We start from the raw sequence: 18,197 nt of genomic DNA, 5'->3' as shown, positions 1-18,197 counted from the left end.
ACATCGGCGTAACCGCGGGCAGGCCCCTTTTCACGCCCCCGTAACACCAGAACGGTGCGCCTGAAACAGCCATTTCCCAAGATGCGGCGCAACTCGGTCCGCACGGGGAGGCAATGTGAATTCAGGCGACACCGCATGGGTGCTCGTGAGCGCCGCTCTGGTCCTACTGATGACACCAGGTCTGGCGTTCTTCTACGGCGGCATGGTCCGGTCCCGGGGCGTGCTGAACATGCTGATGATGAGCCTCGGCTCCATCGGCGTGGTCGGCGTGCTGTGGGTGCTGTTCGGCTACTCGATGGCGTTCTCCACCGACCTCGGTGGTCTGGGCCTGCTCGCGAACCCCTTCGAGAACTTCGGCCTGTCGGGGCTGCTGGGTGAGGACTCGCTGTCCGGCACGATCCCGTCGCTGGCGTTCGTCGGTTTCCAGGCGATGTTCGCGATCCTCACGGTCGCGCTGATCTCCGGAGCCATCGCCGACCGCGCGCGCTTCGGCCCGTGGCTGCTGTTCGCCGCGCTGTGGGCGGTCGTGGTGTACTTCCCGGTCGCGCACTGGGTCTTCGACTTCGACGACACCGACGACGCGGGCAACGTGACCGCGGTCGGCGGCTGGATCGCCAACCGCCTGGCCGCGATCGACTTCGCCGGTGGCACGGCGGTCCACATCAACGCCGGTGCCGCCGCGCTGGCCCTGGTGCTGGTGCTGGGCAAGCGCCGGAACTGGCCCAAGGGCGTCGGCAAGCCGCACAACCTGCCGTTCGTGGTGCTCGGCGCCGGCCTGCTGTGGTTCGGCTGGTTCGGCTTCAACTCCGGTTCGGCCCTGGCCGCCGACAACACCGCGGCCTTCACCCTGGTCAACACCCTGGTCGCCACCAGCGCGGCGATGCTGGGCTGGCTGCTCATCGAGCGCATCCGCGACGGCCACGCCACCACGCTGGGCGCCGCGTCGGGCATCGTGGCCGGTCTGGTCGCCATCACCCCGGCCTGCTCGTCGGTGACGCCGCTGGGCGCCATCGCGGTCGGCGCGATCACCGGCGCGGTCTGCGCGCTGGCGGTGAGCCTGAAGTTCAAGTTCGGCTACGACGACTCGCTCGACGTGGTCGGCGTCCACCTCGTCGGTGGTCTGATGGGCACGCTGCTGGTCGGCCTGTTCGCCTCGGCGGAGGCCCCGGCGGGCGTCGCGGGCCTGTTCTACGGCGGCGGTGTGGATCAGTTGTGGCGACAGGCTGTCGGAGCCTTCGCGGTGCTGATTTACTCCTTCGTGCTCAGCCTCATCCTGGCGCTGATCGTCAAGGCGACCATCGGCTTCCGGCTGAGCGAGGAGGACGAGGCCGAGGGCATCGACGAGACCGAGCACGCGGAGACCGCGTACCACTTCGGTGACGGCCGATCCGCCCGCCGCGCCTCGGCTTCTGCCGGCGACGTCGATGACCGCAAGCTGGAGGGCAGCCGCGCATGAAGTTGGTGACCGCGATCGTTCAGCCGCAGAAGGTGGACGATCTCAAGGAGGAGCTCGGCAAGCTCGGCGTGCTGGGCATGACCGTCAGCGCTGTTGAGGGCTACGGCCGCCAGAAGGGCCACACCGAGGTCTACCGGGGCGCCGAGTTCTCGGTGGACTTCGTCGAGAAGTCCCGCGTGGAGGTCCTGGTCGACGAGACCGACGTCGACAAGGTGGTGGACGGGATCGTCAACGCCGCCCGCACCGGCAAGGTCGGCGACGGGAAGGTCTGGGTGACCGCCGTGGAGAGCGTGGTGCGCGTGCGCACCGGCGAGACCGGCGTGGCCGCGATCTGATCTCGCGGAGCAGTCCGCGAAGGGGCGCCTCCCGATCGAGTCGGGAGGCGCCCCTTCGCGCGTTCTCAGCAGGTTCCCGGGGGCGGAATGCGTACAACTACGCAGCCCTACTCGGGCATTGTCACGGTCTCGCATCGCCGCTGGTCCGGGCAGACTCTTCAGTGCGACGCGGTGATCAGGGAGGAGCCGGGGAACGCGCCCGCACTGGGGGTCGGGCGGGCTTTCCGGGGGCTCCGCGATCGCGGGGGAGCGTGGGAGGCGGTGGGAACGTGCCTCCCACGCGGTGACCGGGTGCGGGACCCCGTAACGCACCGGGAGTTCCGATGAGGCGGCCCGCCCTTGGGGGAGCGGGCCGCCTCTTCTCGTGCGTGATCACGATCTCGCCCGTCCATGATCGGTTCCGCGTAATCTGGAGCGGTCGTGGACATTTCGGACGCATCCCCGGTTTCCGCCCACCCCACGCCCTCGGTGCGGGTGGGCCGTCGCACGCTGGTCGTGCTCGCGGGCGTGCCCGGTGCGGGCAAGAGCACGGTGCTGGCCAAGCTGCGCGCGAGCTCCGACGTCGTCCGGCTGGACTCCGAGCAGGTCCGCGCCCGGTTGCGGGCGCTCTCGCCCGGCGTCGCCTACCGCTACTACCGGCCGCTGGTGCACCTCGCGCACCGCTCCCGGATCGCCTGGTCCTGCCTGGTCGCGCGGGGTCCGGTGGTGGCGCACGAGCCCGCCACCCGGGCCAGCACCCGGATGCTGCTGCTGGTGTTCGCCCGCCTCACCGGGCGGCGCACCGTGCTGGTGTGGCTGCACGCCGACGCCGGCTCGGCGCTGGACGGGCAGCGCGCGCGGGGCAGGCTGATCCGCTCCGGTTCGTTCCGGCGGCACGTGCTGCGCGCCGAGCGGATGCACCGCAGGCTGCTGGCCGGGGAGACGCTGCCCGGGTGGCGCCGGGTGCACCTGTTCACCCGCGCGCAGGTGGCCGGTGGCCTGCGGTTGGACGTCGAGACGTGACCTGCGTCCCGTTGGGCGGGGGCGCCCCGACATCAACTGATCGCGATGACTACCCTGGATGTCCGGTGCCACGGCCGGATGTCGTGGTACCAGGCTGAGATTTTTCGAGCTGCGGGTCACTGGCAACAGGGTGTGCGTCGGGTGGAGCGCGCGGTTCGTCAAGCGCAAGCGGAGTCGACACAGGTTCGCCGCACGCCGCCGAGTGGACGCAACGCCCCGTCAGCACGCGCGGGGTGGGCGCCGGACCTCTTTCCGCGATCAGCCCCCCGCCGACCCACCTAGGGAGACCTGCGTTCCGCATGCCTACTTTCGCTGAACTCGACCTCGACGAGCGCGTCCAGAAGACGCTGGCCGAGATCGGGTACGAGGCCCCGTCGCCGATCCAGGAGCAGACGATCCCGCTGCTGCTGGAAGGCCGCGACGTGCTGGGCCTGGCGCAGACCGGAACCGGCAAGACCGCCGCGTTCGCGCTGCCGATCCTGTCCAAGATGGACCTCAACGCCACCAAGCCGCAGGCCCTGGTGCTGGCGCCCACGCGCGAGCTGGCGATCCAGGTCTCCGAGGCCTTCCAGCGCTACGCCTCGCACCTGCCCGGCTTCCACGTGCTGCCGATCTACGGCGGCACCGGCTACGGCCCGCAGCTGGCCGGTCTGCGCCGCGGCGCGCAGGTCGTCGTCGGCACCCCGGGCCGCCTGATCGACCACCTGGAGAAGGGTTCGCTGGACCTGACCGGGCTGAAGAACCTGGTGCTCGACGAGGCCGACGAGATGCTGCGCATGGGCTTCATCGAGGACGTCGAGAAGATCCTGCAGTCGGTGCCCTCCCAGCGCCAGGTCGCGCTGTTCTCGGCGACCATGCCGCAGGGCATCCGCAAGATCACGCAGAACTACCTGAACAACCCGGCGGAGATCTCGGTCAAGACCAAGACCTCCACGGCAACCAACATCAACCAGCGGCACGTGCCGGTGCGCGCGTCCAACAAGCTGGACGCGATGACCCGCATCCTCGAGGTCGAGGACTTCGACGCGATGATCGTGTTCGTGCGCACCAAGCAGCTCACCGAGGAGCTCGCGGAGAAGCTGCAGGCGCGCGGGTTCAGCGCCTCGGCCATCAACGGCGACATCGCCCAGGCCCAGCGCGAGCGCACCATCGGGCACCTCCGCGACGGCAAGATCGACATCCTGGTGGCCACCGACGTCGCCGCCCGCGGTCTCGACGTCGAGCGCATCTCGCACGTGCTCAACTACGACATCCCGCACGACACCGAGTCCTACGTGCACCGCGTGGGCCGCACCGGTCGTGCCGGTCGCAGCGGCGAGGCGATCCTGTTCGTCTCCCCGCGCGAGCGCCACCTGCTGCGCGCCATCGAGCGGGCCACCCGCCAGCAGATTCCGCAGATGGAGCTGCCGAGCATCGACGCGGTCAACGACCGCAGGCTCGCCAAGTTCGCGCAGAGCATCACCGACACGCTGGCCAAGGGCGGCCTGGAGGTCTTCCAGGAGCTGGTCGCCGAGTACGAGCGCACCCACGACGTGCCCGCCGCGGAGATCGCCGCCGCGCTGGCCGCGATGGCCCAGGGCGACCGCCCGCTGCTGCTGGAGCCCGAGCCGGAGCCCGCGCGCCGGGACGGCCCGATGTTCCACACCAGCAGCGCCGACACCGAGACCTACCGGGTCGAGGTCGGCCGCCGGAACCGGGTCACGCCGCGCGCGCTGGTCGGCGCGCTGGCCAACGAGGGCGGGGTGCCCAGCAAGAACATCGGGCACATCGACATCCGCAACGAGCACACGCTCATCGAGCTGCCCGCGGACCTGCCCGAGGAGCTGCTCAGCAAGCTGCGCACCACGCAGGTCGCCGGTCGCGGCCTGAAGATCACCCGCGCCGACGGCGAGATCATCTCCCGCCGCCCGCGCCGCCCCGCCGGGAACCGGGACCGCGGCGACAAGCCGCGCCCGCACCGCAAGGGCCAGGGCACCGGTGGTCAGCGCTCCCCGCAGCAGCACCGCGGTCCCAAGCGCGAAATGCGGCACACCGGGGCGTGAAGCACCGCTTCTGAATTGATCGGGGCCTGCTGAGGTAGCCGGTCCGCGCCAGGTCCTGGCGCGGACCGGCTACCCTCGCACAGGTACCCAGGTACATCCTCTCGACTCTGGAGCCCGTGAACCCGTGTTCGACACTCTCTCCGACCGGCTCACCTCGGTCCTGACGAACCTGCGCGGCAAGGGGCGGCTGTCCGAAGCCGACATCGACGCCACCGCGCGGGAGATCCGCATCGCCCTGCTCGAAGCGGACGTGGCGCTCCCCGTCGTGCGCGGGTTCATCAAGGGTGTCAAGGAGCGGGCCAAGGGTGCCGAGGTCTCGCAGGCGCTGAACCCGGCCCAGCAGGTCGTCAAGATCGTCAACGAGGAACTGGTCACCGTCCTCGGCGGGGAGACCCGGCGGATCGAGCTGGCCAAGAACCCGCCGACGGTGATCATGCTCGCGGGTCTGCAGGGTGCCGGTAAGACGACGCTGGCGGGCAAGCTCGCCAAGTGGCTCTCCGGCCAGGGGCACACGCCGATGCTGGTGGCCTGCGACCTGCAGCGCCCCAACGCCGTCAACCAGCTGCAGGTCGTCGGTGAGCGCGCCGGGGTCCCGGTGTTCGCGCCCGAGCCGGGCAACGGCGTCGGCGACCCGGTGCAGGTCTCCCGCGACAGCATCGACGAGGCCAAGCGCGCGCAGCACGACATCGTCATCGTCGACACCGCCGGCCGGCTGGGCGTCGACGAGGAGATGATGAAGCAGGCCGCCGACATCCGGGACGCGGTCTCGCCGGACGAGATCCTGTTCGTCCTGGACGCGATGATCGGTCAGGACGCGGTGACCACCGCCGAGGCCTTCCGCGACGGCGTCGGCTTCTCCGGCGTGGTGCTGACCAAGCTCGACGGCGACGCCCGCGGTGGTGCCGCGCTGTCGGTCCGCGAGGTCACCGGCCAGCCGATCATGTTCGCCTCCAGCGGCGAGAAGCTGGAGGACTTCGACGTCTTCCACCCGGACCGGATGGCGAACCGGATCCTGGGCATGGGCGACGTGCTGACCCTGATCGAGCAGGCCGAGCAGGCCTTCGACCAGGAGCAGGCCGAGAAGGCCGCGGAGAAGCTGGGCACCGGCCAGCTGACCCTGGAGGACTTCCTGGAGCAGATGCAGGCGGTGCGGCGGATGGGTCCGCTGCAGAACCTGCTGGGCATGCTGCCGGGCGCGGGCCAGATGAAGGACCAGCTGGCCAACTTCGACGAGAAGCAGCTCGACCGCATCCAGGCGATCATCCGCGGCATGACCCCCGCCGAGCGCGCCGACCCGAAGATCATCAACGCTTCCCGCCGCCAGCGCATCGCGCGCGGTTCGGGTGTGACCGTCGGCGACATCAACGACCTGGTCAACCGGTTCTTCGAGGCCCGCAAGATGATGCAGCGGATGGCCGGCCAGTTCGGCGGCTTCGGCGGCGGAGGCGGCGGTTCCAAGAACCGCAAGGGCAAGAAGGGGAAGAAGGGGAAGAAGGGCAAGGGCGGCCCGACCCCGCCGAAGGGCATGAAGGGCATGCCCGGCGGCTTCCCCGGCCTGCCCCCGGGCGGCATGCCCGGCATGGGCGCGGGCCCGGACCTGTCCAAACTGGACCCGACGGCGAACCAGCTGCCGCCCGGCTTCGACCCGTCCAAGCTCAACTTCGGCAAGAAGGACCAGTGACGGCGCTGCACCTGCGCGCCACCGTGCTGCCCGACGGCGCGCAGCGGGACCTCTGGATCGCCGACGGCCGGATCTCCCTGGAGCCGGTCGCCGGAGCTGAGACCGTCTTCGACGGCGGCTACGTGCTGCCCGGCCTGGTCGACGCGCACTGCCACGTCGGCATCGGCACGCAGGGCCCGGTCGAGCTCGACGAGGCCGTCACCCAGGCCGAGACCGACCGCGACGCCGGCACCCTGCTCATCCGCGACTGCGGCGCGCCGATCGACACCCGGCCGCTGCAGCAGCGCGACGACCTGCCGCGCATCATCCGCGCGGGCAAGCACCTGGCCCGGCCCAAGCGCTACATCCCGAAGCTGTCCGACGACCTCGACGACGAGCAGGACCTGCCCGCCGCGGTCGCCGAGCAGGCGGCCTACGGCGACGGCTGGATCAAGCTCGTCGGAGACTGGATCGACCGCTCGGTGGGGGACCTCGCGCCGCTGTGGAGCGACGAGGTGCTGGCCGAGGCCATCGACACCGCGCACCGGCTCGGCGCCCGCGTCACCGCCCACGTGTTCGGCGAGGACGCGCTGCCGGGCCTGATCAACGCGGGCATCGACTGCATCGAGCACGGCACCGGCCTGACCGACGAGACCGTCGAACTGATGGCCGCCCGCGGCACCGCGCTGGTCCCGACCCTGGTCAACGTGGAGAACTTCCCGGGCTTCGCGGCCGCCGCGACGAAGTACCCGGACTACGCCACCCACATGACCGACCTCTACGAGCGCGCCGACCGCACGGTCGGCAAGGCCATCGAGGCGGGCATCCCGGTCTACGCGGGCACCGACGCGGGCGGCGGCGTCCCGCACGGTGTGCTGGCCGACGAGGTCGCCGCGCTGCACCGGGTGGGCATGTCGGTCGAGCAGGCGCTGGCCGCCGCCTCCTGGGGCGCGCGCGAGTGGCTGGGCTGGTCGAGCGTCGAGCACGGCGCCGTCGCCGACCTGGTCTGCTACCAGGCCGACCCCCGCAAGGACCTCGACGTCCTGCGAGCCCCCGAGCGGATCCTGCTGGGTGGCAGGGTCTTCTAGCCCTTCGAACAGGCTGAAAACGGCTCTCGCAATCGTTTTCACCGCTCGTCGGTGAAAGCGGCGTCGGCCTGTGCGACCCCTTAGGGTTGAAGGGTCGAGGGGAGCGTCTTGTGGGGGAGAAGCGGGATCCTTACCTTCAGCCGATGCGCCGGGTGGACGACGCCGTCGACGCGCACCCCCCGTTCTGGGAGGCGCAGCTGGAGGCGGCCAGACGCGGTTCGCTGGCCTGGGGTTTCGCGGCCTTCTTCGTCGGCTACGGCGGCTACTACCTGGCCGTGGTCGTCCTCGGCGCCCTGCGCCCCCACCCCCACGGCGGATTCGACCCGTCGCAGCCGCCCAACACCGGTCCGCTGCTGCTGCTCGCGTTCGCCCCGAACGTCCTGCTCGGACTCGTCCCGGCGGTCTTCTCCTGGTGGCGTGGGCACGGCCTGCGCGCCGACTTCGGCATCCTGCCGCGCCGCCGCGACCTCAAGATCGGCCTGATCTGCGGGCTCTGCGCGCTGGTCGGGTCGTGGACGGTGACGTTGGTGATCATCGCGGTCTCCGGCCCGCCACCGGAGACGGACCTGGCCCGGCTCATGCAGGGCGACCGGACGGTCTGGCTGTTCCTGTTCGCCCTGTTCGCGTTCCTCGGCGCCCCGCTGACCGAGGAGCTGCTGATGCGCGGCGCCCTGTGGGGAGCGCTGGAGCACTACCGGATCCCGCGCGTGGTGATCCTCGTCCTGACCTCGGTGATCTTCGCGCTGATCCACCAGGAGGTCTGGCGCACGCCGGTGCTGTTCGTGGGAGGCCTGGCCATCGGCATGGCCCGGATGATCACCGGACGGGTCTCGGCGAGCATGGTCGCCCACGCCACCAACAACTTCCTGCCCGCCCTGCTGCTGTTCGCCGTCGCGAGATGAAACGCCACCCGATGGATCGCTGCTGCCGGAGGAACGGCTGTGGCCCGATGAACACTCCGCCGCACCTCGTGTTGATCGTGGTGGGGCGGGGGACCGGTATAGCCTGACGGCTCCGCCGGTGTCCGCCGACATCGTCACGCGGGTCGTCGACCCGCTGCTCGGCATCACGGAGGCGCTCGTGCACTCAACGCAAGAATCCGACGTCGCGGGGGAACCCGCGGGCCGCACCTGGGTGGCCGTGCCGCCGGTTCGCACGCACCGCTGGGGGCTGGGCGCGTTCTTCCTGGCCGAGGCCGTGTTCGTGCTGACCTCGGTGGTGCTGGCCGCGGCCTTCGGCGCGCCCGGGGTCTGGTCGATCGTGCTGATGCTGGTGCTGCCGACCGTGCTGGCCGGCGGGCTCGCGGTGCTCATCACGGTGGTGCGGGGCAACGGCCCGATGCTGGACTTCGGGTTGCAGTGGCGATGGTCGGACGTGCGGATCGGGCTGGCCATCGGCGGTGTCGGGCTGGTCACCACCACGATCGCCACGATGCTGTGGACGCAGTGGGCCGATCCCGGTCAGACCTCGACGGTCAGCAGCGTCCTGGACGGCGTCCGGTTGCCGCCGGTGGTGGCGGTGCTGGTGTTCCTGCACATCTGGCTGATCGCACCGCTGTGCGAGGAGCTGCTCTACCGCGGCCTGCTGTGGGGTGCGATGGAGCGGCTGGGCTGGAGCCAGCTCAACGTGTTCGTGCTGAGCACGGCGGTGTTCGCGATCGGTCACCTGGAGCCGGCCCGCACCTGGCTGCTGCTGGTGATCACCATCCCGATCGGCGTGGCCCGCATGGTCACCGGCCGCCTCACCGCCAGCGTGATCGCCCACCAGGTCAACAACTTCCTGCCCGCCCTGGGCCTGCTGCTGGTGTCCCTGGGCCTGATGCCGACCTGAGTCGATCGTCAGGCAAGCGGCGGCCGCTTTCTCCGGACCCGGAGGACGTCTGAGGTTCCCCCACCCGCACCGCTGAGCAGCCGACCCCGTCGTCATCGAGGAAAACTGTCTGGCAGAATGGGTTGCTGTTCGCTGCGAGGAGTCCCTCTCACTCCTCGTCCGGCGATTTGACCTGGAGTCCTGCGGATCGCTGCCCCACGCGTTGGCGCATGGCTCACCGGAGCATCAATGAGAGTCTGAGGAGCACCAGCACCCGTGGCTGTGAAGATCAAGCTCGCGCGGATCGGCAAGATCCGGGAGCCGCACTACCGCATCGTCATCGCGGACGCCCGCACCCGTCGCAACGGCCGGGTCATCGAGACGATCGGCCAGTACCACCCGAAGGAGAACCCGAGCGGCATCATCGTCGACTCGGAGCGGGCGCAGTACTGGCTGGGTGTCGGCGCGCAGCCGACCGAGCCGGTGCGCAACATCCTGGAGATCACCGGCGACTGGCAGAAGTACAAGGGCCTGCCGGGCGCCGAGGGCACCCTCAAGGTCGCCGAGGCCAAGAAGTCCAAGCAGGAGCTGTTCGAGGAGGCCCTGGCCGCCGCCGGCGAGGAGCCCACCGTCGAGGCCACCACCCCGAAGAAGAAGGGTGGCAAGAAGTCCGAGGCCAAGGCCGACGACGCCAAGGCCGACGACGCCAAGGCTGACGAGGCCAAGGCCGAGGAGAAGGCCGACGAGCAGAAGTCCGAGGACGGTCAGGCGTGACGGTCCTCTCGGACGCGCTTGAACACCTGGTGCGCGGCATCGTCGACAACCCCGACGATGTCCGCGTCCAGCTGCTGACGACCCGGCGCGGTCGCACCCTCGAGGTGCACGTCAACCCGGATGACCTGGGCAAGGTCATCGGCCGGGGCGGGCGCACCGCCACCGCGCTGCGGACCGTGATGACCGGTATCGGTGGTCGCGGCATCCGGGTCGACGTGGTCGACACCGACCGCTGACCGGCATGAACGAACTCCAGCCGGAGGCCCTCGCAGTGGGGCGCGTGGTGCGGCCGCACGGCGTGCGGGGCGAGCTCGTCGTCGAGGTGCTCACCGACAGCCCGGAGCTGCGGTTCGTTCCCGGATCGGTGCTCGGGCTGAAGCGCCGATCCGGTCAAGGCAGGAAGTCCAGCGCGCAGAGCCTCACCGTGACAGCCGCCCGGCACCACGCCGGGCGGCTGCTGGTGCGCGCGGAGGGCGTGGACGGTCGCGACGCCGCCGAGGAGCTGCGCGGCGCCCTGCTCACGGTGTCCTCCGACGAGGCCGAGTCCCCCGAGGACCCCGACGAGTTCCACGACACCGAGCTGATCGGGCTGCGCGCGCAGCTGGTCTCCGGTGACGAGGTGGGCGTGGTGCGCGACGTGCTGCACTCGCCCGCCGGCGAGCTCCTCGCGATCGCCATCCCCGATCCCGAGGCCGACAAGGGCGAGCGGGAGGCCCTGGTCCCCTTCGTCTCCGCCATCGTCCCCGAGGTCGACCTCGACAACGGCAGGGTCGTTCTGGACCCGCCCGAAGGCCTGCTGGACCAGGCATAAGGTTGTGGTCGCCTTGCGGGGCGGCGCAGGTTGCGGAACCTGAGGCGGCCCTCCTGCTCCGGGCGCCACTCCTGATGTGTGGCCGCACGGCGTCGCGGCGTCCTCGCAGGAGAACCACCTCAGAACCCGCGGCGGTGCGAGCTGCTGGGGTGGTGGAGGAGAAAGCGGCTCCGCCGCTTGCAAGGTCCACCGCCGGACACACGTCTTCGGGCACTTCCAGACGAGGCCATCTCATGCGCATCGACGTCATCACGATCTTCCCCGACTACCTGAACCCGCTGCGGGAAGCGCTGCTGGGCAAGGCCATCGAGCGCGAGCGCATCTCGGTGGGCGTGCACGACCTGCGCGACTGGACCCACGACGTGCACCGCGCGGTCGACGACAGCCCCTACGGCGGCGGCCCGGGCATGGTGATGAAGCCCGACGTCTGGGGCGAGGCCCTCGACGAGGTCTGCAGTCCCCAGGAGGCCACGCCCCGGCTGGTCGTGCCGACCCCGGCGGGCCGCCCGTTCGACCAGAAGACCGCGGTGCGCTGGTCGAAGGACCCGTGGCTGGTGTTCGCCTGCGGCCGCTACGAGGGCATCGACCAGCGGGTCATCGACGACGCCGCGGCCAGGATGCCGGTCGAGGAGGTCTCGATCGGCGACTACGTGCTGGTCGGCGGTGAGGTCGCGGCGCTGACCATGATCGAGGCCGTGGTGCGGCTGCTGCCCGGGGTGCTGGGCAACCCGCTGTCGGCCGAGCAGGACTCCTTCTCCGACGGGCTGCTGGAAGGCCCCTGCTACACGCGTCCCGAGGTGTGGCGCGGCCGGCCGGTGCCGGACGTGCTGCGCTCCGGCAACCACGCGGCGATCGACCGCTGGCGGCGCGATCAGGCGCTGGAGCGCACCTTCCACCGGCGGCCGGAGCTCCTCGCGGCGCTGCCGGAGGGGGACCTGGATAAAGCCGACCGGAAACAGCTCGATAAACTGCGGGAGTCGGAAGCTTCCGGCGGTTCCGGTGAGACCGGGGACGCGTCGCGCTGACGGCCCTCTCCAGAGACCCTCTGCTGGGGGCCGGATCAGGCGCCGAGATGCGGATCTGGCACACTGGACAGGTTGATGCAGTCGAGCCACCTGGTTCGACATGCGCAAAGAGCAAGTTCACCCCGTGTCGGGCGGTGCCCACCTTCCAGGTCGGGTCATCGACATGTGAGAACACGGGTGCCTTCGACACGGATGAGGACGGACCACCGATGAACACCCTGGACGCGTTGGACGCCCAGTCGCTGCGTTCCGACATCCCGGCCTTCCGGCCCGGTGACACGCTGAAGGTTCACGTCCGCGTCATCGAGGGTTCGCGCGAGCGGACTCAGGTCTTCCAGGGCGCAGTCATCCGCCGCCAGGGCGATGGCATCCGGGAGACCTTCACCGTGCGCAAGGTTTCCTTCGGTGTCGGTGTGGAGCGGACTTTCCCGGTGCACACCCCGAACATCGCGCAGATCGAGGTCGTCTCGCGCGGCGATGTCCGGCGGGCGAAGCTGTACTACCTGCGCGACCGGCGCGGCAAGGCGGCGAAGATCAAGGAGAAGCGGGAGACCGCTGCGTCCTGATCGACGCGAGACGAGCAGTACCGGAGGGCCCGGGCGCGATCAGCGCTCGGGCCCTCCTGCTGTTCCACCTTCGGGTGATCAATGCAGGCCCAACGGATGCGGGAGGTGCCGGTGGAACGGGATCAAGCGGAAAAGAGCACGTCATCGGGTCGTAACCGGGCGGGTTTTCCGTCCCGCCGCGCCGGGGCAGCGCGACGGGCCCGCAGGCGGTTCGAGTAGCCTGGCCGGGTGGCCGACGTCATGCGCAGCGGATCAGCGGAAGAGCCCCACGACTCGGAGCACCGTGAGGGTGCTCCCGGCGAAGCGGCTCAGAACCGGAAGCCGAAGGGGAAGAAGAAGTCTTCCTTCTGGGTGGAGTTGCCCATCCTGATCGTGACCGCCCTGGTGCTCACCGTGCTCATCCAGGCGTTCCTCGCCCGGGTGTACGTGATCCCGTCGCAGTCGATGGAGCAGACCCTGCACGGCTGCACCGGGTGCAGCAACGACCGGGTGCTGGTCGACAAGGTCTCCTACCGGTTCTCCGACCCCGAACCCGGCGACGTGGTGGTCTTCCGCGGCCCGCAGCCGTGGGTGCAGAACGAGTTCACCGCCCAGGAGTCCACCAACCCGGTCGCCGGCTTCTTCCAGGGCGCGGCCTCGCTGCTGGGCTTCGGCGCCCCGGACGAGAAGGACTTCGTCAAGCGCGTCATCGCCACCGGCGGCCAGACCGTCGAGTGCTGCGACGCGCAGAACCGGGTGCTGGTCGACGGCAAGCCGCTCACCGAGCCCTACGTCTACTGGGAGCCGGGTCGCGGGGTCGGCCAGGACGAGTTCGCGCCGGTCACGGTGCCCCCGGGGCACCTGTGGGTGATGGGTGACAACCGCAACGACTCCGCCGACTCCCGCGTGCAGGGCGGCGGCGGCACCAACGGCGCCGTCCCGGTGGACAACGTGATCGGCAAGGCGCAGGTCATCGTGCTGCCGCCGACCCGCTGGCAGAGCATCCCGGAGCCCAACCCGCAGTCGCAGGCGCTGGGCGCGCCCGCCTGGCAGCACGGGCTGCCGCTGGGCGTGGGCTTCGCCGCGGCGTTCCCCGCGGTCTGGGCAGGTCGTAGGCTTCTCGGTGCAGCGAGCAAGCGACGGCACTCGGAGTGACATCGAAGTGACGGTGACGGAGTTCCGGCCACCCCGGTCGGTGATCCGGCGCAGCAGCGGCAACTGGGCGCTGCAGAGCGCCCTGGACCGCCGGGGGCTGGGCCCGGTCGCCGGCGTCGACGAGGCGGGGCGCGGCGCGTGCGCCGGGCCGCTGGTGGTGGCCGCGTGCGTGCTCAAGCCGGGCGACGGGAAGCGGTTCGACGGTCTGACCGACTCCAAGGTGCTCAGCGAGGCCGATCGGGATCGGCTCCACGACCGCATCACCGCCCGCGCGCTGAGCTGGTCGACGGTGGTCATCCCGGCCGAGGACGTCGACGCGCTGGGCATCCACGTGGCCAACCTGGAGGGCATGCGCCGCTCGGTGGCGCAGCTGACCGAGCACCCCGGCTACGTGCTCACCGACGGTTTCAAGGTGCAGGGCCTGGCGACGCCGAGCGTCGCGGTCGTCAAGGGCGACCTGGTGGCGGCCTGCGTGGCGGCGGCGTCGGTGCTGGCGAAGGTCACCCGGGACCGGCTGATGGCCGGTGAGCTGCACGAACGATTCCCCGAGTACGCCTTCGACGTGCACAAGGGCTACAGCACGCCGCTGCACTCGGCGCGGTTGACCGAGCACGGTCCGTCGGTCCAGCACCGCTGGTCCTACGCCAACGTCGTGGCCGCCGCGACGCGGCACGGGATGCGCTCGCCGCGCGCTGTGACCAGCAAGCCCGGTCTGTTCGATGCCTCGGAGGGGGATGTGGTGGACAATGTGGCCTTGTAGTCCGACCGGAAACGCAGAAGGGCTCGCACACCGATGAGCGCCGAGGATCTCGAAAAGTACGAGACCGAGATGGAGCTGCAGCTCTACAAGGAGTACCGCGACATCGTCGGTCAGTTCACCTACGTCGTGGAGACCGAACGGCGCTTCTACCTGGCCAACGTCGTCGACGTGCAGGTGCGCAACTCCGACTCGGAGGTCTACTTCGAGGTGTCGATGTCCGACGCCTGGGTCTGGGACATGTACCGCCCGGCTCGGTTCGTCAAGAACGTCCGGGTGATCACCTTCAAGGACGTCAACGTCGAGGAGCTCGACAAGCCGGACCTCCGGTTGCCGGAGAACGGTCCCTTCGGTTCCTGACGAACGAGGATCACGAGATGTGATGCCCGGGCGGTCGAATTCGGCCGCCCGGGCTTTTTCGTGCGCGCAGCGCGATCGGATTCGATGAACGAATACCCGGATACACGAAATCCACCACACGTAGGTGTGAGTGGTGTTTGTCCACAGCAGACGAATTCATCCACAGATTCGGAAATCTGCTTGGCATTTCGGGTCCTGGTGGGCAGCGTGGTGCTCATCCCGTTCCCGGAATCGTTGGTGCCGAACTCCTTTCGGCCGCCGGGATCGGGAGTCGTGTCGAATCCGGGGGAGGTTCTCGTGCGCACCGACAAGATCACCGCGCCGCTGTCCGACCACCTGGTGGGCGGGCGCAGGCACGAGCTGGGCAGGGTCGGCGAGCGGATCGCCGCCGAGCTGCTGGAGAGCACCGGGCTGACCGTGCTCGACCGCAACTGGAGCTGTCCGCGCGGCGAGCTCGACATCGTCGCCACCGACGGCGACCTGGTGGTGTTCTGCGAGGTCAAGGCCCGATCGGGGATGGACTACGGCGGCCCGCTGGGCGCGATCGGACCGGACAAGGTTGCCCGCGTCCGCAGCGTGGCGCGAGCCTGGCTGGCCGAGCGCGACCTGGTCGGTTGCCGGGTGCGCTTCGACGTCGTGTCGGTGCTGTGGCCACCGGGCGAGCCCGCGCGCGTCGAGCACCTGGAGGGGGTGTTCTGAGTGGCGCTGCGCAAGACGTGGGCGATCGCGCTGTTCGGGGTCGACGGCGTGCTGGTGGAGATCGAGGCCGACGTGCGCTCGGGGCTGCCCTCGGTGCAGCTCATCGGCCTGCCGGACAACGCGTTGAAGGAGGCCAAGAACCGGGTCGCGGCGGCGATCCAGAACTGCCGGGAGGACTGGCCCGTGGACCGGGTCATCACGCTCGCGCTGTCCCCGGCCGCGCTGCCCAAGGGCGGCACGACCTACGACCTGGCGCTGGCGTGCGCGGTCCTGGCGGCCAGCGAGCAGGTCCCCGCGCACCGGTTGCAGGGCACGGTCCTGTTCGGCGAGCTCGCCCTGGACGGACGGCTGCGCCGGGTGTGCGGGCTGCTGCCCGCGCTGCTGGCGGCGCGCCGCTACGGCGTGCGGCGCGCGGTGGTGCCGGTCGAGGGCCTGGCCGAGGCGCACCTGGTGGACGGCATCGAGATCCTCGGCGCCGACCACCTGCGGGAGGTGATCGCCTGGCTGCGCGAGCTCGCCGACCTGCGCGAGGACGCGCCGCCGCCGACCGAGGCACGGGTAGAGGAGGTGCCGGACCTGGCCGACGTGCTCGGCCAGCCGGAGGCCCGGTGGGCGCTGGAGGTCGCCGCCGCCGGCGGGCACCACCTGCTCATGGTGGGGCCGCCCGGGACGGGCAAGACGATGCTGGCCAAGCGGCTGTGCGGGCTGCTGCCGGAGCTGACGAGAGCGGAGTCGCTGGAGGTCACGGCTCTGCGCTCGCTGGGGGACGAGTCCACCGAGTTCCTGGTCCGCCGACCACCGTTCGTCGCCCCGCACCCGTCGCTGTCGATCCCGGCGCTGATCGGCGGCGGGACCGGCCTGGCCCGCCCAGGCGCGGTCAGCCGCGCGCACCGGGGCATCCTCCTGCTCGACGAGGCCTGCGAGCTGGGGCCGAAGCGGCTGGAGGCGTTGCGCACGGCGCTGGAGGAGGGCGAGATCAGGCTGGCCCGCCGCGACGGCACGCTGCGCTACCCGGCGCGCTTCCAGCTGGTGCTGGCGACCAACCCGTGCCCGTGCGCGCCCGCGCGCGAGCTGGACTGCCAGTGCGCTCCGCAGCAGCGGCGGCGCTACCTGGGCAAGCTGTCCGGTCCGCTGCTGGACCGGGTGGACCTGCGGGTGCGCACCCGGCCGATCTCGGCGATGAGCACCGCGGTCGGTGCCGAGCCGGAGAGCACGGCGGTGGTCCGCGAGCGGGTCGAGCGGGCGCGGGAGGTGGCGCGCGAGCGGTGGGCCGACCACGGCTGGCAGACCAACACCGAGGTGCCGGGTCCGGTGCTGCGCAAGGAGTTCGCGCTGCCGGAGGAGACCACGGCCCTGCTGGAACGAGGTCTGGAAGCGGGGGCGATCACCGCGCGCGGCGCCGACCGCTGCCTGCGGGTGGCCTGGACGCTGGCCGACCTCGACGGCAGTCCGCGGCCGGCGGCCGACCACGTCGCCGCCGCGCTGGAGTTCCGGGACAGGAGGGCGGCCTGATGGGCAGGTGGGCGTCGCTGGGCGAGAAGACCCGGCAGGAACTGCTGCGCGCGAGGGCGTTCCTGTCGGCGGTGGCCGAGCCACCGGCGCAGGCGCTGGCCGGGTTCGTCGCCGAGCGCGGGGCGCGCGGTGCCGTGGACGCGATCCTGCGCGAGCGGGCGCCCGCGCAGGTGCTGGCGGAGGTGGAGTCGCGGCGCGGTGAGCTCTCCGGTGAGCGTGTGCTGCGGGCCGGGGAGGAGGCCGGGTTGCGGCTGCTGGTCCCGGAGGGCCCTGGCTGGCCGCAGGAGGCGTTCGCCGAGCTCGCCGGGGCGCGGGAGGTGGAGCTGCCGGACATGGCCGAGCCGCTGGCGCTGTGGGTGCGAGGCCGGGTCGAGCTCTCCGAGCTCGCCGAGCGGGCGGTGGCGGTCGTGGGCGCCCGCGCGGCGTCCGGGTACGGCGAGCACGTGGCCGCCGAGTTCGGGCACGGGCTGTCGCAGGCTGGGTTCGCGGTGATCTCCGGGGCCGCCTACGGCATCGACGGGGCGGCGCATCGCGGCGCGCTGTCGGCGGGCGGGCGCACGGTGGCGTTCCTGGCCTGCGGCGCCGACCTGGACTACCCGGCCGGGCACGGCAGGCTGCTGCGCGCGATCGCCGATCAGGGCGCGGTGGTCAGCGAGTACCCGCCGGGAACGCCGCCGCGCAAACACCGGTTCCTGGTGCGCAACCGGTTGATCGCCGCGATGGGCCAGGCCACCGTGGTGGTGGAGGCGGGGGCGCGCAGCGGCGCGGCGAACACGGCCAACACCGCGGACCTGCTGGGGAGACCGCTGCTGGCGGTGCCGGGGCCGGTGACCTCGCAGAACTCGGTGGGCTGCCACGGCATGGTGCGGTCCGGGCAGGCGGTGCTGGTCACGCGCACCGAGGAGATCGTGGAGCTGCTCAGCCCGCTGGGCGTGCGGCCGGCCGAGGAGCGGGAGGGGTGCTCGCGCGCCACGGACCGGCTGCACCCGGACGCGCGGCGGGTGCTCGACGCGATGACCGGAATGGACTCGGCGAGCGACGAGGAACTGGCCCGCGACTGCGGGCTGCGGCTCGGCCGGGTGCGCGCGGTGCTGCCCGAACTGGAACTCGACGGCTTCGCGCGACGAACGGAAAGCGGGTGGACTGCGACAAAGAGGTGAAGAGAAA

19 protein-coding genes are annotated in these 18,197 nt (G+C 71.0%); all 19 read left to right on the top strand.

Annotated features, from left to right (window positions below; translation table 11 throughout):
- Positions 1–115 precede the first annotated feature (115 nt).
- Positions 116–1,456, top strand: coding sequence for an ammonium transporter (locus QFW96_RS07875; RefSeq protein WP_281454886.1), 1,341 nt, complete (start codon positions 116–118; stop codon positions 1,454–1,456).
- On the top strand, positions 1,453–1,791 hold the full coding sequence (locus QFW96_RS07870; protein ID WP_281454885.1) for a P-II family nitrogen regulator: 339 nt from the start codon (positions 1,453–1,455) through the stop codon (positions 1,789–1,791). The genes QFW96_RS07875 and QFW96_RS07870 overlap by 4 nt, the downstream gene beginning before the upstream one ends.
- 420 nt (positions 1,792–2,211) lie before the next feature.
- On the top strand, positions 2,212–2,793 hold the full coding sequence (locus tag QFW96_RS07865; protein WP_281454884.1) for an AAA family ATPase: 582 nt from the start codon (positions 2,212–2,214) through the stop codon (positions 2,791–2,793).
- Positions 2,794–3,092: 299 nt separating this feature from the next.
- Positions 3,093–4,835, top strand: a complete 1,743-nt coding sequence (locus tag QFW96_RS07860) for a DEAD/DEAH box helicase (RefSeq protein ID WP_281454883.1) — start codon at positions 3,093–3,095, stop codon at positions 4,833–4,835.
- 124 nt (positions 4,836–4,959) lie between these two features.
- Entirely contained in the window at positions 4,960–6,516 is a 1,557-nt protein-coding gene (ffh, locus tag QFW96_RS07855) for a signal recognition particle protein (protein WP_281454882.1), read from the top strand.
- Positions 6,513–7,583 carry a metal-dependent hydrolase family protein gene (locus tag QFW96_RS07850; RefSeq protein WP_281454881.1) on the top strand — a complete coding sequence of 357 codons (1,071 nt, stop codon included), beginning with the start codon at positions 6,513–6,515 and terminating at the stop codon, positions 7,581–7,583. The genes ffh and QFW96_RS07850 overlap by 4 nt, the downstream gene beginning before the upstream one ends.
- Positions 7,584–7,726: 143 nt before the next feature.
- Positions 7,727–8,485 (top strand): CPBP family intramembrane glutamic endopeptidase, encoded by a 759-nt coding sequence (locus QFW96_RS07845; protein ID WP_281454880.1) that lies wholly within the window; start codon positions 7,727–7,729, stop codon positions 8,483–8,485.
- A 118-nt stretch (positions 8,486–8,603) separates the two neighbouring features.
- Positions 8,604–9,413, top strand: a complete 810-nt coding sequence (locus QFW96_RS07840; protein WP_281454879.1) for a CPBP family intramembrane glutamic endopeptidase — start codon at positions 8,604–8,606, stop codon at positions 9,411–9,413.
- 255 nt (positions 9,414–9,668) lie between these two features.
- Complete coding sequence (rpsP, locus tag QFW96_RS07835) at positions 9,669–10,166, top strand: 30S ribosomal protein S16 (protein WP_281454878.1); 498 nt, start codon at positions 9,669–9,671, stop codon at positions 10,164–10,166.
- Positions 10,163–10,402, top strand: a complete 240-nt coding sequence (locus QFW96_RS07830; RefSeq protein WP_093413382.1) for an RNA-binding protein — start codon at positions 10,163–10,165, stop codon at positions 10,400–10,402. Before rpsP ends, QFW96_RS07830 begins: the two co-directional genes overlap by 4 nt.
- A gap of 5 nt (positions 10,403–10,407) precedes the next feature.
- The gene (gene rimM, locus QFW96_RS07825) at positions 10,408–10,977 is read left to right on the top strand and encodes a ribosome maturation factor RimM (RefSeq protein ID WP_281454877.1); all 570 of its coding nucleotides are present in this window, start codon (positions 10,408–10,410) and stop codon (positions 10,975–10,977) included.
- Positions 10,978–11,210: 233 nt separating this feature from the next.
- Positions 11,211–12,002 carry a tRNA (guanosine(37)-N1)-methyltransferase TrmD gene (gene trmD, locus QFW96_RS07820; RefSeq protein ID WP_281454876.1) on the top strand — a complete coding sequence of 264 codons (792 nt, stop codon included), beginning with the start codon at positions 11,211–11,213 and terminating at the stop codon, positions 12,000–12,002.
- 209 nt (positions 12,003–12,211) lie between these two features.
- Positions 12,212–12,568 carry a 50S ribosomal protein L19 gene (rplS, locus tag QFW96_RS07815; RefSeq protein ID WP_093413378.1) on the top strand — a complete coding sequence of 119 codons (357 nt, stop codon included), beginning with the start codon at positions 12,212–12,214 and terminating at the stop codon, positions 12,566–12,568.
- Positions 12,569–12,808: 240 nt separating this feature from the next.
- Positions 12,809–13,702 carry a signal peptidase I gene (gene lepB, locus QFW96_RS07810; RefSeq protein ID WP_425524736.1) on the top strand — a complete coding sequence of 298 codons (894 nt, stop codon included), beginning with the start codon at positions 12,809–12,811 and terminating at the stop codon, positions 13,700–13,702.
- 7 nt (positions 13,703–13,709) lie between these two features.
- Positions 13,710–14,462 carry a ribonuclease HII gene (locus tag QFW96_RS07805; protein ID WP_281454874.1) on the top strand — a complete coding sequence of 251 codons (753 nt, stop codon included), beginning with the start codon at positions 13,710–13,712 and terminating at the stop codon, positions 14,460–14,462.
- A gap of 33 nt (positions 14,463–14,495) precedes the next feature.
- A complete protein-coding gene (locus tag QFW96_RS07800) occupies positions 14,496–14,819 on the top strand; it encodes a DUF2469 domain-containing protein (RefSeq protein ID WP_093413373.1) in 324 nt (107 codons plus the stop codon).
- A 297-nt stretch (positions 14,820–15,116) separates the two neighbouring features.
- Positions 15,117–15,518 carry a YraN family protein gene (locus QFW96_RS07795; protein ID WP_281454873.1) on the top strand — a complete coding sequence of 134 codons (402 nt, stop codon included), beginning with the start codon at positions 15,117–15,119 and terminating at the stop codon, positions 15,516–15,518.
- A complete protein-coding gene (locus QFW96_RS07790) occupies positions 15,519–17,030 on the top strand; it encodes a YifB family Mg chelatase-like AAA ATPase (protein WP_281454872.1) in 1,512 nt (503 codons plus the stop codon).
- Positions 17,030–18,190, top strand: a complete 1,161-nt coding sequence (dprA, locus tag QFW96_RS07785) for a DNA-processing protein DprA (protein ID WP_281454871.1) — start codon at positions 17,030–17,032, stop codon at positions 18,188–18,190. Before QFW96_RS07790 ends, dprA begins: the two co-directional genes overlap by 1 nt.
- Positions 18,191–18,197: the final 7 nt, after the last annotated feature.

This window comes from Saccharopolyspora ipomoeae (assembly GCF_029952525.1).
Classification (GTDB): Bacteria; Actinomycetota; Actinomycetes; order Mycobacteriales; family Pseudonocardiaceae; genus Saccharopolyspora; species Saccharopolyspora ipomoeae.
The sequence above is the reverse complement of the archived record's forward strand: the minus strand, read 5'-3'. Positions and strand labels throughout refer to the sequence as shown.

Coding starts and splice junctions, on each gene's coding strand:
- QFW96_RS07870 (WP_281454885.1), top strand. CDS start 1,453: ATGAAGTTGGTGACCGCGATCGTTCAGCCGCAGAAGGTGGACGATCTC.
- QFW96_RS07860 (WP_281454883.1), top strand. CDS start 3,093: ATGCCTACTTTCGCTGAACTCGACCTCGACGAGCGCGTCCAGAAGACG.
- QFW96_RS07845 (WP_281454880.1), top strand. CDS start 7,727: ATGCGCCGGGTGGACGACGCCGTCGACGCGCACCCCCCGTTCTGGGAG.
- rimM (WP_281454877.1), top strand. CDS start 10,408: ATGAACGAACTCCAGCCGGAGGCCCTCGCAGTGGGGCGCGTGGTGCGG.
- trmD (WP_281454876.1), top strand. CDS start 11,211: ATGCGCATCGACGTCATCACGATCTTCCCCGACTACCTGAACCCGCTG.
- rplS (WP_093413378.1), top strand. CDS start 12,212: ATGAACACCCTGGACGCGTTGGACGCCCAGTCGCTGCGTTCCGACATC.
- lepB (WP_425524736.1), top strand. CDS start 12,809: ATGCGCAGCGGATCAGCGGAAGAGCCCCACGACTCGGAGCACCGTGAG.
- QFW96_RS07800 (WP_093413373.1), top strand. CDS start 14,496: ATGAGCGCCGAGGATCTCGAAAAGTACGAGACCGAGATGGAGCTGCAG.
- dprA (WP_281454871.1), top strand. CDS start 17,030: ATGGGCAGGTGGGCGTCGCTGGGCGAGAAGACCCGGCAGGAACTGCTG.